This is a genomic window from Autumnicola psychrophila (assembly GCF_031846645.1).
Taxonomy (GTDB): Bacteria; Bacteroidota; Bacteroidia; order Flavobacteriales; family Flavobacteriaceae; genus Autumnicola; species Autumnicola psychrophila.
In genome coordinates, this window is sequence record NZ_JAVRHN010000004.1 from 113,024 (window position 1) to 127,929 (window position 14,906).

The 14,906-nt window shown below is 38.9% G+C and carries 14 protein-coding genes; 9 read left to right on the forward strand and 5 right to left on the reverse strand.

Annotated features, from left to right (window positions below; translation table 11 throughout):
• The first annotated feature begins 87 nt into the window (after positions 1–87).
• The 5 genes from RM541_RS06350 (at position 88) to RM541_RS06370 (ending at position 4,423) form a co-directional block, all read left to right on the forward strand.
• Positions 88–768, forward strand: a complete 681-nt coding sequence (locus tag RM541_RS06350) for a CPBP family glutamic-type intramembrane protease (protein ID WP_311499383.1) — start codon at positions 88–90, stop codon at positions 766–768.
• 146 nt (positions 769–914) lie between these two features.
• Positions 915–1,916, forward strand: a complete 1,002-nt coding sequence (locus RM541_RS06355) for an alcohol dehydrogenase (protein ID WP_311499384.1) — start codon at positions 915–917, stop codon at positions 1,914–1,916.
• A 341-nt stretch (positions 1,917–2,257) separates the two neighbouring features.
• Positions 2,258–3,076 carry a 3-methyl-2-oxobutanoate hydroxymethyltransferase gene (panB, locus tag RM541_RS06360; protein WP_311495474.1) on the forward strand — a complete coding sequence of 273 codons (819 nt, stop codon included), beginning with the start codon at positions 2,258–2,260 and terminating at the stop codon, positions 3,074–3,076.
• Between the two features lie 88 nt (positions 3,077–3,164).
• The gene (locus RM541_RS06365) at positions 3,165–3,683 is read left to right on the forward strand and encodes a putative periplasmic lipoprotein (RefSeq protein WP_311499385.1); all 519 of its coding nucleotides are present in this window, start codon (positions 3,165–3,167) and stop codon (positions 3,681–3,683) included.
• A gap of 35 nt (positions 3,684–3,718) precedes the next feature.
• A complete protein-coding gene (locus RM541_RS06370) occupies positions 3,719–4,423 on the forward strand; it encodes an RluA family pseudouridine synthase (RefSeq protein WP_311499386.1) in 705 nt (234 codons plus the stop codon).
• Here the strand turns inward: RM541_RS06370 and RM541_RS06375 are convergent.
• Both RM541_RS06375 and RM541_RS06380 read right to left on the reverse strand, forming a co-directional pair.
• Entirely contained in the window at positions 4,420–5,292 is an 873-nt protein-coding gene (locus RM541_RS06375) for a DMT family transporter (protein ID WP_311499387.1), read from the reverse strand. The genes RM541_RS06370 and RM541_RS06375 overlap by 4 nt on opposite strands.
• A gap of 9 nt (positions 5,293–5,301) precedes the next feature.
• A complete protein-coding gene (locus tag RM541_RS06380) occupies positions 5,302–6,846 on the reverse strand; it encodes a hypothetical protein (protein ID WP_311499388.1) in 1,545 nt (514 codons plus the stop codon).
• Between the two features lie 147 nt (positions 6,847–6,993).
• Between RM541_RS06380 and RM541_RS06385 the strand changes: the two genes are divergently transcribed.
• From RM541_RS06385 to leuB, 4 genes are all read left to right on the forward strand, one after another.
• Positions 6,994–8,163 carry a 2-isopropylmalate synthase gene (locus RM541_RS06385; RefSeq protein WP_311499389.1) on the forward strand — a complete coding sequence of 390 codons (1,170 nt, stop codon included), beginning with the start codon at positions 6,994–6,996 and terminating at the stop codon, positions 8,161–8,163.
• Positions 8,163–9,545: a 3-isopropylmalate dehydratase large subunit gene (gene leuC / locus RM541_RS06390; protein ID WP_311499390.1), complete on the forward strand. Its 1,383-nt coding sequence runs from the start codon at positions 8,163–8,165 to the stop codon at positions 9,543–9,545. The genes RM541_RS06385 and leuC overlap by 1 nt, the downstream gene beginning before the upstream one ends.
• Positions 9,545–10,156 (forward strand): 3-isopropylmalate dehydratase small subunit, encoded by a 612-nt coding sequence (gene leuD, locus RM541_RS06395; RefSeq protein ID WP_311499391.1) that lies wholly within the window; start codon positions 9,545–9,547, stop codon positions 10,154–10,156. Before leuC ends, leuD begins: the two co-directional genes overlap by 1 nt.
• A gap of 118 nt (positions 10,157–10,274) precedes the next feature.
• Positions 10,275–11,390 carry a 3-isopropylmalate dehydrogenase gene (gene leuB, locus RM541_RS06400; protein WP_311499392.1) on the forward strand — a complete coding sequence of 372 codons (1,116 nt, stop codon included), beginning with the start codon at positions 10,275–10,277 and terminating at the stop codon, positions 11,388–11,390.
• Positions 11,391–11,658: 268 nt separating this feature from the next.
• On the opposite strand, the gene argH is transcribed toward leuB, so the two are convergent.
• From argH to argB, 3 genes are read right to left on the reverse strand one after another with little or no spacing between them, the layout of a single operon-like run.
• Positions 11,659–12,942 carry an argininosuccinate lyase gene (gene argH / locus RM541_RS06405; RefSeq protein WP_311499393.1) on the reverse strand — a complete coding sequence of 428 codons (1,284 nt, stop codon included), beginning with the start codon at positions 12,940–12,942 and terminating at the stop codon, positions 11,659–11,661.
• 56 nt (positions 12,943–12,998) lie between these two features.
• Positions 12,999–14,069 carry a M20 family metallo-hydrolase gene (locus RM541_RS06410; protein ID WP_311499394.1) on the reverse strand — a complete coding sequence of 357 codons (1,071 nt, stop codon included), beginning with the start codon at positions 14,067–14,069 and terminating at the stop codon, positions 12,999–13,001.
• Positions 14,069–14,848 carry an acetylglutamate kinase gene (gene argB, locus RM541_RS06415; protein ID WP_311499395.1) on the reverse strand — a complete coding sequence of 260 codons (780 nt, stop codon included), beginning with the start codon at positions 14,846–14,848 and terminating at the stop codon, positions 14,069–14,071. Before argB ends, RM541_RS06410 begins: the two co-directional genes overlap by 1 nt.
• Positions 14,849–14,906 lie beyond the last annotated feature (58 nt).

Genomic DNA, 14,906 nt, shown 5'->3' on the forward strand with positions numbered 1-14,906 from the left:
TTCTGACAGTAAGAAAACTGCTTAGCGTATTCTGAGAATCAACAAAACACTAACTTCGCGGTCAGAACTACATCTAAGCCTTAAAAATTGCTCCAGCTAAACAGCATTTCTGAAAAGATCAAGAATCTAATTCGTAATTACGGATTCATGATTGGCTGCTACTTTGCCTTCTTTGCGATATTGGGCATTTTGACGTCTTCATTTCCGTGGATAGATCTGGATCAATATGAACAAACAGAACTTTTCCAAATGCTGGATGAAAGTCCGATGAGATTTGCCATTATGGCTTTAATTGTAGCACCGGTTTTAGAAGAGGGTATTTTTAGAAGTCTGGTAAAACCTTCTAAAAACGACATCCTCCTTTTTATAACCACATGCCTTGTTATTATTGGCATTCTTCTTATTCCGGCTAATGTTCACTGGCTTACCAGCTTCTTTTTATTGCTATTTGCAGCCGCATTATCCTTTCTGTTTCTACAGGCAGCAATCCCGGAAAAGCTTTTGTTCAAAGTTCAAAAGATGCTTAATTCTTATTATTTCTTTTTTTGGTATTTAAGTGCTTTCGTTTTTGGACTCGTTCACATCTACAATTACGTGCCCGCTTTTGAACTAAACCTGCCGCTGTTTCTTCTTATTTTCCCCAGGATTATCGCGGGATTCTTCTTCGGAAAAGTAAAAATTGAAAACAACGGACTTTTATGGCCAATCTTCATGCACACCATGAACAACAGCATCATCCTTTTCTTTTTTATTCCGAAGATGTTATAACTATTTAACAAACGCTTAAAGTCTAAGCATCAGTTTTTTTGTAACTTCTGGACTGCTAGAAAAATCTTTTTTTACTTATCAGTTTTCAGCTGATTTGCAAATGATTATGAAAAAAAACCTGATAAGTTCACCAATAAAAATTAGTTATGAAAGCTGTACAAGTACAAGAAAAAGGAGGCGATTTTGTCGTCGTAGATATTGACAAACCTTCTCCCAAAGAGAATGAAATTCTTATAAAAATAGAAGCCTGCGGAATTTGCCATAGTGACGCTATTGTAAAAGAAGGTATTTTTCCTATCGAATATCCGCGGGTGCCCGGTCACGAAGTTGTGGGTATTATTGAAGAAGTTGGCAACCGGGTCAATAAATGGAAAAAAGGGCAACGAGTTGGCGTGGGCTGGCATGGCGGACATTGTTTTGATTGCCAGCCCTGCCGGGAAGGTGATTTTATCAATTGCGAAAATGCCAAAATCAGCGGAATCTCTTATGATGGTGGTTATGCTGAATATATGACTGCCCCTCATGAGGCTGTTGCCGCTATTCCTGAAGAGTTGTCTTCAGCCGATGCAGCTCCTCTTCTATGTGCAGGAATTACCGTTTTTAATGCCTTGAGAAATTCCGGAATAAGAGCTGGAGACACCGTTGCGGTACAGGGAATTGGCGGTCTTGGTCATTTAGCCGTTCAGTATGCCGCAAAAATGGGAATGCGAACCGTGGCAATTTCTACGAGTGACGATAAAAAAGATCTTGCAAAGCAATTAGGAGCTCATCATTTTATCAATACCGGAAATACCGATGCAGCAAAAGAACTCCAAAAACTTGGCGGCGCCGATTTGATTCTGGCAACGGCACCTAACAGTAAAGCAATAAGTTCGGTTATTGACGGATTAGCTAAAAACGGAAAAATCCTGATGGTAGCCGCAACGGGAGAACCCGTGGAAGTTTCCCCTATGCAATTACTCTCCGGAAGAAAATCTGCGGCTGGTTGGGCAAGTGGTACGGCCATGGATTCTGAAGACACCTTAAATTTCAGCGCATTAACCGGCACCACTCCAATGATTGAAGAATATGCACTGGACGATGTAAATGAGGCTTATGACAAAATGATCAATAATAAAGCCCGCTTTAGAGTGGTTTTAAAACCTTAAGCTCAAGAAAATTCAGAAGAAGAGTAATACTTTATCTTTAAAATCGAAACAGGCTGTGAGAATTTTTTGCACAGCCTTTCTTTTTACTAAAGGGCGAAAATTGTCATTTTTGAGGTATCTCTTCTTAAAGTCCGACAGTCCGAAAATTGGCTATTTAAAGTCCATTATCAAAACTCTTGCCTCTTGGTTCTTACAGCTTAGCGGTCTTTACTCATTTTTCAGGGTCCAAAATTATCGCTTTTGTGGTGAGACTACAGGTTCGATAATTGACATTTTGAGGCTTTGGTCTTGGAAGGTGGTCAACTAATTTACTACTTTTACTCGAACTAAAAATCAGATCGATGTCAGTTGCAAAAAAGGAGTATAAGAGGATTACGGTGAAGTCTTTGGTAGACATGAAATCTAACGGTGAAAAGATAGCTATGTTAACCGCTTACGATTACAGTATGGCCAAAATTGTAGACGGTGCAGGTGTGGATGTAATCCTCGTGGGTGACTCTGCCAGTAATGTTATGGCTGGTCATGAAACTACTTTACCAATTACACTGGATCAAATGATTTATCATGCTTCTGGCGTGGTGAGAGCGATCAGCAGGTCTTTAGTAGTCGTTGATTTACCTTTCGGAAGTTATCAAAGTGACCCTAAGGAAGCCTTGCGTTCTGCAATTCGTATAATGAAGGAAAGCGGTGCACATGCTGTAAAGCTTGAAGGTGGCAAGGAAGTTAAAGATTCAATTAAACGAATTCTTCACGCCGGAATTCCTGTGATGGGCCATCTGGGACTTACTCCACAGTCCATTTATAAATTTGGAACTTATACTGTTAGAGCTAAAGAAGAACAGGAGGCCGAAAAACTGAAAGCTGACGCATTGTTACTTGAAAGAATAGGGTGTTTTGCTGTTGTTCTGGAAAAAGTACCGGCGAAATTAGCCAAAGAAGTTGCAGAAAGCCTTACCATCCCAGTGATAGGGATTGGTGCGGGAAATGGTGTTGACGGACAGGTTTTGGTGGTTCATGATATGCTTGGGATGACTCACGAATTTAATCCGCGATTTCTTAGGAGATATGCCGACCTTCACTCTGAAATGACCAGTGCTTTTGAAAATTATACAAAGGATGTGAAAAACAAGAGTTTTCCTTCAGATGAGGAGCAGTATTAGTTCGGAGTTTGGAATTTGGAGTAAATAGATTTTTGTGAAGTCAAAAATAGAATGGCTGAAATTAAAAAAAAACATACAAATATCAGAAATGAAAAAAACCTTAATCTTCCTGTTATCTTTTGCTTTGGTAACCGGATGTTCTTCAGATGACGAACAAGTGGATAATGAAGAAGAAAACCAAAACGGATTTACTTTCAATAATTCATTCTTTTCAGCAGGAAATGTTTATGTAAATGATGAAAATATAGAAAATGACGAGCAAAGCGATATTGCCATTATAATGAGCAATGTAGATTTATTTACAGTAAATCAAAGCTCCAATGTAAATTTTGTTTATTTTGATTTTAAAGGTGTTGACATTCAGGAAGGGACAATCACCAACGTTACCGACTATAGAATTTTATACGATGCCTCTGTTAACGATTCCCGGGTTGAGAACGGAATGACTATTATAAATGATACCGAAGATGGATTAACTGCAAGTTCTACTACTATTGTTATTAATTCTGTCTCTTCAACTGACATTGATTTTGAATTTACCTTTATTAAGGAAAATGGAGATGTGATTAACGGTAACTATTCAGGTGGTTATACCGAACTCAATTAATCTTAAAAATTATTCTATAATCCAAAAACTTTTTTTTGAATTCAGATAAAATAATCTCTACAAAAAGTAATCTTCAGGTTTTATATGAAGACAACCACATTATTGTGGTTAATAAGCGGCCGGGAGACATTGTGCAGGGTGATAAAACCGGTGACAAACCGCTTAGTGAAGTTGTAAAATCTTATTTGAAGGAAAAGTACAACAAACCGGGCAATGTGTATCTGGGGGTGGTCCACCGCCTGGATCGTCCTACCAGCGGAATTGTTCTTTTTTCAAAAACTTCAAAAGCATTACCAAGGTTAAACAAACTTTTTCAGCAAAAGGACGCCAGGAAAACGTATTGGGCAGTAGTAAAAAATCCGCCGCCAAAAAATGAGGATACGCTGGTTCATTTCATGAAGCGGAATCCGAAACAAAATAAATCTTACGCTCACATAAAAGAAGTTCCGGACAGTAAAAAGGCTATTCTGGATTACAGAATTATAAAAGAACTGGACAATTATTACCTGCTGGAAATCGACTTACACACAGGGCGACATCATCAAATTAGAAGTCAGTTATCTTCCATTGGCTGTCCGGTAAAAGGAGATTTAAAATATGGCTTTGATCGTAGTACTAAAGATGCAAGTATCCATCTTCACGCCCGGGAATTGAAATTTACTCATCCGGTAAAAAAGGAAGAGGTACATATAATCGCGTCGCCTCCTTCAGACGCAATATGGGACGCCTGTAAAGATTAAGCTTCTCTTTTCATACTTCGGCTGATTTCTGCAAAGACTGCAAAAATGATAAGGCTACCTCCAATAATCGTATTTACAGCCGGATATTCGCCCAAGAATAATAGTCCGAGTAAAATTCCGTAAACCGGCTGCGCACTGCTGATAATACTTGCCGTGGTTACCGAAAAATTCCTAAAACTCATAAGTAGCAACGTGTGGCCAAAACAGGTTGTCACAATTGCCAAAACCAGGATTGGGGCTAGTTGCGAAGGCACTGCAGAAAGATCGAATAAGAAAAGGACTGGAGATAACATTATTGTAATAATGATCATTTGATACATCATCAAGACCGAACCATTATATTTCTCTACTTCCTGTTTCATCAATAAATTTCTTAGGGAATAAAAGAATGCTGACGTGACCCCGAAGGCGACAGCTAAAGTCTGATCATTTTCAAAACTGAATTCCGGAACCAGAAAGTATATTCCGAAGAGCACCAAACCTGCCAGCCCCAGGTGCATCTTGCTGAATTTGGTCTTAAGAAGTAATGGTTCCAGGATAGTAGTGATAACAGGATACGTATAAATAGACAACATCCCTATAGCAACACTGGAAAGGCTAAGCGAATAGAAATAGGTCACCCAATGAATTCCCATTAAGCACCCCCCTATGATCACCTTTAAAAGGTCTTTTTTATTGGAAACCTTTATTTGGAACTTCCTGAACCGGCAAAAAAGATACAGCACTATTCCTGCCAATATGGCCCGAAATGTTATCGTTACAAAGGGGTCCAAAGTTATGTATCTTCCCAATGTCCCGGAGGTGCTTATTAGCATCACCGCAAAATTGAGCTCGAGGATATGCCTTAAATGGCTACTTTTAATCGTCAAATTTTAATTTTACCTAATTACTTCCTGCGCTTTTTCGTTAATGATGTCACCTACCGGTCTGTTTTCAATTTTGCTTTCCAGCCATGAAATGATGTCCAGATAAAGAAAGGCCCTGCGTTCATAAGGATGGTCCTCATATTTTTTTAAGGTTGCATGTAATTGCCTGAATTCATTTTTAATTTCCAGAGGGGAAACATCTGGCAAATGTCTTAAAAATTTAATCATTTCCAATTGCACTTCGTGCAAATCATTCATCCGTATCAAAAATTTGTAGGTAGATTTAATCAGTCTTTCAAGGTGATAATCCAATCCTGCTTCATAATGTGCAACAAGATTAAGAATACGTGCAAAACACATAAGGTCTTCACGCATTTCCAGATCTTTATTACTAATGATTTTCTTAAGGAATTCTATACACTTTTTATTCTCCCCATTCCCAAAATAGAGGCATGCAATTTTATAATAAAACACCATTATATGATGCTCGTCTATCCTGCTTCGGTATTTCTTTATTTTCTTCTGGATTTTTTCTACCAATTCATTACCGTTAGAAAATTCACCTTTCATAAATCTAAGGTTCAGCTTATTGGAATAAAGATATAGAAAGGATAGTGCTGCAATATTATCATCATCAGGCACCCTTGGATCTTTAAGACTTGTTTCAAGATCTTTTAGCACTTTTTCAAACAAAGTAGCATGATTTAGATAAAAAAGCGCTTCCAATAAATAATGATTTCCTTTTAAATAGGAAACAGGATGTACGGCAATTAAGTGTTTATTGTCATTAAAAAGTTCTATCCACTTTGAAGCGTATCTAAAGCATGCTAAGAAATCCTGGGTGATAAAACTGTACCATAAATAAGCTTTATAAAGCCACAATTTTTCTCTGAATCCCAAATCGCTGAATTTGTACTCCGGAAGTCCTCGCTGGAAATCCTCTTTTACCTGTATGGCTTCTGCCTCGGTACGGGCATATCCCATTTTCAGGAAAATCGCATAAAGATGTAGCGATAAATTTGAAAGTTTGCTGGCAACAACGCTTAGTTCAGTAAGTTCTTCAGTTTGATTTATAAGCGTTTCTGCACGATTATGGATACTGCGGGTAATATACTGTGATTCAATTATTTTCTCCCAGTCCAGAATCTCGTAAGCGATGTTCTTTTCCTCATAATATAAAGCGGTAGATTTTACTTTATCAAGCAGCTTCAGGCTTTGCTTGTAAAGGCCCTTTCGGTATAGGATAATAGCAAAATCCAGTTGTTCCCTTATTTGAACCGGCATGCTCTGATGCGACGGATTCAATCTTAAACTGATAAGAATCTGACGGTACAAATGTGCTTTTACATTCGATAATTGCCGTTTACTAATCTTCGTATTCTTCAGGATAACATCTTCATCATACTTTTTCAGTTTCGACATTACCTTAAATAAATTTAGAAATTTACTATCGGTGTTTACTCCAATCCTACCAACATAGAGCGAAAATTGTCGTTTTTCTGAAGGGGAAAGCGATTGAATGAGAGAAAAAAGATTATCTGATAATTCGTTGGTCATTGTAACAAAAAGCTTTTTAACTAGCTGTGTATCAGCATAATTACGTTCTTATCTACGGTTTAATTATCGTAACGATAACTTATTGAAGGCCTTAAATTGTAGATGTAAGTAATACTTTAGTTAAAGATAAAGTAAAAAATATCGCTTATGAGTACTGAAAAGGTAGAAATTTTTGACACAACGTTACGGGATGGGGAACAAGTACCAGGCTGCAAATTAAACACAGCCCAAAAATTAAAAATTGCTGCACGACTCGATGACCTGGGAGTAGATGTTATTGAAGCAGGTTTTCCTGTTTCAAGCCCCGGTGATTTCCAATCGGTTTCTGAAATATCAAAGCTGGTGAAGAATGCCGCTGTTTGCGGATTAACACGTGCAGTTAAAAAGGATATTGAAGTTGCTGCTGAAGCACTTAAACATGCAAAGAAACCGAGAATTCATACGGGAATAGGAACTTCCGATTCTCACATTAAATATAAATTTAATTCTACACCAGAAAAAATAATCGAAAGGGCTAAAGATGCAGTTGCTTACGCAAAAACTTTCGTAGAAGATGTGGAATTTTATGCTGAAGATGCAGGTCGTACAGATAATGTGTTTCTTGCTAAAGTTTGCGAAGCAGCAGTTAAAGCCGGTGCGACCGTTTTAAATATTCCCGACACTACCGGATACTGTCTTCCGGAGGAGTACGGTAAGAAAATCAAATATTTAAAGGAAAATGTAAAAGGAATCGAAAATGTTCGTATTTCCTGCCACTGTCATAATGATCTTGGCCTTGCGACCGCAAATGCCCTTGCAGGTATTACCAATGGCGCAAGACAAATAGAATGTACTATTAATGGGATTGGTGAACGTGCAGGAAACACTGCTTTAGAAGAAATCGTCATGATTCTAAGACAACATCCGACATTAAATTTCCACACGGATATTAATCCAAAATTCCTTTTTGACACCAGCGTAATGGTATCCAGGGAAATGGGAATGTTCGTACAACCAAATAAAGCAATTGTTGGTGCTAATGCCTTTGCGCATAGCTCAGGAATTCACCAGGATGGAGTAATTAAGAACAGGGAAACCTATGAAATTATGGATCCGGCAGATGTAGGAGTAACAGAATCTGCGATTGTGCTAACCGCAAGAAGCGGAAGAGCAGCTTTGGCCTACCGCGCCAAAAAAATGGGGTACGAATTAACCAAACTTCAGTTGGATTGCGTTTATAATGAATTTTTAAACTACGCCGATTGTAGAAAAGAAGTTATCGATAATGACATTCATGAAATTGTAGCATTGTCGAGAAAACATATGGCTATTGCATAATGAAGAAAACACTTTTTGATAAAATTTGGGATTCCCATGTAGTGGAATCCATACCTGACGGACCGGATATTTTATATATCGATAAACACCTTATTCACGAGGTAACGAGTCCGCAGGCTTTTAACGAATTAAAGGAAAGGGACGTCCCGCTTTTTCGTTCCGAACAAACAGTTGCTACGGCAGATCATAACACACCTACAGAAAATCAACACCTTCCGGTTAAAGATCTTCTCTCCAGAAAACAATTAAAGGAGCTGACCCAGAACTGCGAAGAAAATAATATAACATTATACGGACTGGGCCATCCTTATAACGGGATTGTTCACGTTATGGCTCCGGAACTGGGGATTACCCAGCCGGGAATGACCATTGTTTGTGGGGACAGCCATACCTCTACCCACGGTGCTTTTGGCACTATTGCCTTCGGAATAGGTACTAGCCAGGTTGCACAGGTTTTTGCGAGCCAGTGTCTTTTAGTAGAAAAACCGAAAAAGCTAAGGGTTAATGTAAACGGGAAATTGAAAAATGGCGTTCTTCCAAAGGATGTCATTTTATATATCATTAGTAAATTAGGAACAAATTCCGGTACCGGATATTTTTGCGAATATGCAGGAGATGTGTTTGAAAACATGTCTATGGAAGGTCGTATGACTGTGTGTAATATGAGTATCGAAATGGGTGCCCGTGGCGGGCTTATTGCTCCGGATGATACTACTTTTGATTATGTTGAAGGAAAAGAATTTGCGCCAAAAGGAGAAGAATTCGAAAACCTGAAGGCTTACTGGAGAACGCTAAAAACAGAAGAAGGAGCTGAATTTGATCAGGAATATTCTTTTGATGCTGAAGATATCGAACCGATGATCACTTATGGCACTAATCCTGGAATGGGAATAAAACTTAGCGGATCAATTCCTGTAGAAGGTACCAAGAGCGATGCCAAAGCATTATCTTATATGGGCTTCCAGCCAGGGGAAACGTTATTAGAAAAACCTATTAATTACATTTTTATAGGAAGTTGTACCAATTCCAGAATTGAGGATTTCAGAACAGCAGCAGCTTATATTAAAGGCAAAAGGAAAGCCGATAATGTTAATGCTCTAATTGTTCCGGGATCAAGACAAGTTGCCGCTCAAATTCAGGAAGAAGGCCTTCATACTATCTTTGAAGAAGCCGGTTTTACCTTGAGACAGCCTGGATGTTCCGCTTGTTTGGCAATGAACGACGATAAAATTCCTGCAGGAGAATATTGCGTTTCCACAAGTAACCGGAATTTTGAAGGTCGACAGGGCCAGGGATCAAGAACAATTCTTGCCAGCCCGCTAACCGCTGCTGCGACTGCAATCGCAGGAAAATTAACAGATTATACAAAAATACTCAACTAATGGAAAAATTCACCACACTTACAGATACCGCTGTTCCATTAGATATAGAAAATGTGGATACAGACCAGATCATCCCTGCAAGGTTCTTAAAAGCGACCGATAAAGCAGGCTTTGGGGAAAACCTTTTCCGTGACTGGAGATTTGATAAGAATGACAAACCAAATCCAGAGTTTCCGTTAAACAATCCCAATTATTCAGGTTCCATACTGGTAGCCGGAAATAATTTTGGCTGTGGATCAAGCCGGGAACACGCTGCATGGGCAATTAAAGCCTATGGCTTTAAGGTAGTCGTTTCCAGCTATTTTGCAGATATATTTAAAGGAAATTCATTGAATAACGGCTTATTACCTGTACAGGTAAGTCAGGAATTTCTCGATAACATATTTCTTGCCCTTCAAAGTAATACAAAGGAGAATGTAAAGGTAGATCTCAAGAACCAGGAGATCACAATTGAAAGTACAGGAGAATCACAGCATTTTGATATTGATCCTTACAAGAAGACCTGTATGATCAATGGTTTTGATGATATAGACTTTTTAGTAAGTAAACTGGAGGAAATTAAGAAATACGAAAATAACAAGAATATTAAATCTACCTCGGTAGGCGTTTAATAGGAAAGTCAGCACGACTTACATGAACCTGAACTTGTTTCAAATTAGTCTATGCAGTATTGGATATGTTTAAGAACGATGTAAGCGAAGCAACTTCTTTATACTTTAAAAAATCAGAATGAAATTAATAATAGCAGTATTACCCGGAGACGGAATAGGACCTGAAATTACACAGCAATCAGTAAAGGTTTTGAAAGCGGTAGCAGATCGATTTGATCACGAATTTCAATTTGATGACGCCTTGGTAGGTGCAGCAGCAATAGATTTGCTGGAAAATCCTTTACCTGAAGCTACCCTGGATTTATGCCAAAAATCTGATGCTGTGTTATTCGGGGCTATAGGTCACCCTAAATATGACAATAATCCCGATGCAAAGGTTCGGCCGGAGCAGGGACTTCTTAAACTTAGAAAAGAATTGGGGCTGTTTGCAAATATCAGGCCTGTAAGAACATATGAAAAACTTCTCGATCAGTCTCCGCTAAAAAGAGAGCGCATTGCAGGAGCCGATATGGTGATTTATCGCGAATTGACAGGCGGAATTTATTTTGGTGAAAAAAGCACTGCTGAAGACGGCAAAAGCGCATCAGATTTATGCTCATATTCCGAAGAAGAAATTACAAGAATCGCTCATCTTGCATTTAAAGCGGCACAGCAGAGGCGTAAAAAACTCACACTGGTAGATAAGGCTAACGTTCTGGAAACTTCAAGATTATGGCGTAAAACAGTTAAAACCATTGCCCAGGAATATGCCGATGTTGAGTTGGATTTCCTTTTCGTAGATAATGCGGCCATGCAGATGATATTAAATCCTAAACAATTTGATGTTATTCTAACAGAGAATATGTTCGGTGACATTCTTTCTGATGAAGCGAGTGTGATTGGAGGAAGTATAGGATTACTTGCTTCGGCTTCAGTAGGAACAAAAAATGCGATGTTCGAGCCTATTCACGGTTCTTACCCGCAGGCTACCGGCAAAGGAATTGCCAATCCCGTAGCCTCTGTACTTTCTGCTGCAATGCTTCTGGATCATTTCAATTTAATTGAAGAAGCCAATGCTGTACGAAAAGCTGTGGAACTGAGTATTAAGCTAAATGTTTGTACAGAAGATATTAATAAAGATAATCACTATTCCACTGAAAAAGTTGGAGATTTCCTCGAAGGTTTAATTGCTGAAATTGATAGCATCAATATCAACGATGAAAATATGAACCTCGGACAAATGACAATTATATAGATAAACTTTTTAAGATTTTTCGGCCTCTCGCTTTGTGTGGTTTTAGCGGGAGGCTTTGTTATTTATTTACTTTATTCTTTAATGGATTATTTGCAATTCCTATAAGTTATGAATAGAAAACTACAGCCATTAATGAACGGTAACATGAAAAAAGACCCGTCAGATTTAAAGCCTGACGGGTCTTTTTTGTTGTAGATCATTCTAAACTTATTTTATCTGTCAACCATAGGTGAGAATGTGTTCAAATATGGATATGAAATTTTAAATACTAAAGTTTCGCATCCTTTTTCTTTTTTGCGATTTCTTCCAGCGCCAGGTTGTCCTTACTTCCCAAATGAGAATGCTTTTTATTTGCTGCAGGACGATAATTGCCATTTTGGACCTGCCCCCCTATTTCCTTATACGCTTCCCTAAAAGACTGCCCCTTCATTACCAGGTCATTTATACTGTCTACCGTAAAGAGGTATTTGTATTTTTCATCATTTAAATCCACATCTTTTACCTTAATTAAAGCTATGGAATGGATAAAAACATCCAGAATTTCCTTAATATTCTCCACAGCGTAAATACTATTCTCTTTTATAAGCTGAAAATCCCTGTGATAGCCACTTGGAAGGTTATTCGTGATCAATATCATCTCATTTGCAATACTCTGAAGCTTATTACATTTCCCCCTGATCAACTCAAAGACATCCGGGTTCTTTTTATGCGGCATAATACTGGAACCTGTGGTAAGTTCATCGGGAAAAGTAATAAAATCAAAGTTCTGACTCATATAAAGGCAAATATCCATTGCAAACCGTGACAAGGTATTCGCTACAGAAGCAATATTTGATGTTACCGTACGTTCGCATTTTCCCCTGCTCATTTGCGCGGCGACAACGTTATATTTTAATGTCGAAAAACCCAATTCTTTAGTGGTGAATTTCCTGTCTATAGGAAAGGAAGAGCCGTAACCTGCTGCAGATCCCAGCGGATTCTGGTCCACAATTTTTAATCCGGCTTCCAGTAAGTAAAGGTCGTCAATCAGCAACTCTGCGTAGGCTGAAAACCACAATCCAAAGGAAGATGGCATCGCAACCTGAAGATGGGTATACCCCGGAAGTAATTTCCCTTCATATTTTTTAGCCAAATCTAACAAAACATCAATGAGTTCACCTGTTTTACCAGAAATCTGCTGAAGGTTTTCCTTAAAATAAAGCTGCATAGCTACCAAAACCTGATCGTTCCTGGAGCGCGCTGTATGTATCTTTTTTCCGGTGTCACCCAGAGCTTCTGTAAGATCAAATTCAATTTTGGAGTGAACATCTTCAAATTCTTCAGCTATATGAAAATTGCCATTTTCGAGCTGCCGCTGTAGTTTATCCAGTTCCTTCTCAATAGCTGTCACTTCCTCAGAATCTAAAATCCCGACCTTGCCAAGCATCTTGGCGTGTGCCTTAGAAGCCCGAATATCGTATTCGGCCAGAAATATATCCAGTTCCCGGTCGTTTCCCACGGTGAACTTCTCAATTTTTTTATCTATGGAGATTCCTTTGTCCCAGAGTTTCATATAACTTTATTTGGTTGGAGACCTCACAGGTTTTGAAAACCTGTGAAGTCTGCTGATTATTTTTTCAGCGCCTTGTCCAGGAGCTTTATATACTTTTCAATACCTTCTTCCACTTCTTTTACGTAAATAAACTCATCTGCGGAATGTGACCTTGTGGAATTTCCGGGTCCGAGCTTCAGGGACGGGCATTTCAGCATCGCCTGGTCAGAAAGTGTGGGTGATCCATAAGTTTCCATTCCCAGGCTTAAGCCGGCTTTTACCAGCTCATGTTCCTGCGGAATAGAAGACGAATTTAACCGAAGTGATCTCGGTGTAATTTCGTCTACCGGCGCTTGTTTCTGAAGAATTTCTGCAACTTCAGCATTGCTGTAGCAGTCGTTTACACGGACGTCAATCACCAAATCTACCTTTCCAGGCACCACGTTATGCTGACTTCCGGCCTTAATTTGAGTAACAGTAAGTTTAACTTCACCCAGAGCTTCCGAAACGTCTTTAAACCGGAAATTCTCAAACCACTGCAGCACTTTTGCTGTTTTGTATATCGCATTATTATTATTTGGATGAGCGGCATGAGATGGTGTTCCCTTTACCACTGCATCAAAAACGACAAGGCCTTTTTCTGCTACCGCCAGTTGCATTAAAGTTGGCTCACCCACAATAGCCACATCGATATCTGGCATTTTAGGCAGCAGGCATGAAATTCCGTTTTTTCCATTGGTTTCTTCTTCAGCAGAACCTGCAAAAACAATGTTGTACTCTAAATCTTCAGCTTCATAAAACCACGTAAAGGTTGCCAGCAAAGAAACCAGGCAGCCTCCCGCATCGTTACTACCAAGGCCGAATAACTTTCCGTCTTCAATTTCAGCCTTAAAGGGATCTCTTGTATATCCTGAATTGGGTTTTACAGTATCGTGGTGGGAATTGAGTAATAATGTTGGTTTGGACTTATCAAAATGCTTATTAACCGCCCAAACATTGTTCAGATGCCTGTTAAAAGTGATGTTATTTCTCTTACACCAGTCTTCCAGTAGCATGGCTGTACCATCTTCTTCTTCTGAAAAAGACTGCGTTTCAATTAGATTTTTCAGCAAATCAAGCGCCTGACTCTGAAGTTCTGATAAGCTCATTATTTTATAATTTTGGTATGTACTGAATTTTTCTTTAGCAAATTAGAGTCGCCTAACCTGATTTTAGTAACGCCATGACGAAGCGCCTGGAAGCAATTGTGAAGTTTTGGCAGCATCCCTTCACTAATTACGCCTCTGTTCATCAATTGCTTATAAAGTTGTTCATCAATCTCTTTAATGACAGATTCGTCATTGTCCACATCTGTAAGCACACCCTTTTTTTCAAAGCAAAAATCGAGTTCTGTATCAAAAACGGCCGACATTGCTTTGGCAACTTCGGCAGCCACAGAATCTCCGTTGGTATTGTAAAGTTGCCCGTCACCACTATAAGAAATTGCTGAAAATACAGGGATAATCCCCTGCTCCAAAAGGGAAGAAATAAAAGAGGTATTAATTTTCACAATATCGCCCACAAATCCAAAATCGATTTCCTTAATTTCCCTCTTTTTAGAAACTATACTTGCTCCATCTGCACCACATAAGCCTATAGCATTGGTGCCCCGTGCCTGCAGTTTTGCTACAATATTTTTATTAATGAGCCCGCCGTAAACCATGGTGATTACTTTTATGGAATTGGCATCGGTAATCCTTCTCCCATCCACCATTTTAGTTTCGTAACCAAGCTTTTGAGCAGTTTTGGTAGCCATGCTCCCGCCACCATGAATGAGGATTTTAGGAGTCTCTAACTCTGAAAAATCGTTGAGAAATTCCCTGAGCTTATTTTCATCCTCAATTAACTTCCCTCCTATTTTTACAACTTTAAGTACTTTTTTTTCCATATTCGTTTTGCCCTTAATTGTAACCCCAATTCAAATCTTCTGAAATCATGTTTCTGAA

Bases quoted from the DNA above. Each gene is read 5' to 3' on its own strand.
- RM541_RS06355 (WP_311499384.1), top strand. From the start codon at position 915: ATGAAAGCTGTACAAGTACAAGAAAAAGGAGGCGATTTTGTCGTCGTA.
- panB (WP_311495474.1), top strand. From the start codon at position 2,258: ATGTCAGTTGCAAAAAAGGAGTATAAGAGGATTACGGTGAAGTCTTTG.
- RM541_RS06365 (WP_311499385.1), top strand. From the start codon at position 3,165: ATGAAAAAAACCTTAATCTTCCTGTTATCTTTTGCTTTGGTAACCGGA.
- RM541_RS06380 (WP_311499388.1), bottom strand. From the start codon at position 6,846: ATGACCAACGAATTATCAGATAATCTTTTTTCTCTCATTCAATCGCTT.
- RM541_RS06385 (WP_311499389.1), top strand. From the start codon at position 6,994: ATGAGTACTGAAAAGGTAGAAATTTTTGACACAACGTTACGGGATGGG.
- leuC (WP_311499390.1), top strand. From the start codon at position 8,163: ATGAAGAAAACACTTTTTGATAAAATTTGGGATTCCCATGTAGTGGAA.
- leuD (WP_311499391.1), top strand. From the start codon at position 9,545: ATGGAAAAATTCACCACACTTACAGATACCGCTGTTCCATTAGATATA.
- leuB (WP_311499392.1), top strand. From the start codon at position 10,275: ATGAAATTAATAATAGCAGTATTACCCGGAGACGGAATAGGACCTGAA.
- argH (WP_311499393.1), bottom strand. From the start codon at position 12,942: ATGAAACTCTGGGACAAAGGAATCTCCATAGATAAAAAAATTGAGAAG.
- RM541_RS06410 (WP_311499394.1), bottom strand. From the start codon at position 14,069: ATGAGCTTATCAGAACTTCAGAGTCAGGCGCTTGATTTGCTGAAAAAT.
- argB (WP_311499395.1), bottom strand. From the start codon at position 14,848: ATGGAAAAAAAAGTACTTAAAGTTGTAAAAATAGGAGGGAAGTTAATT.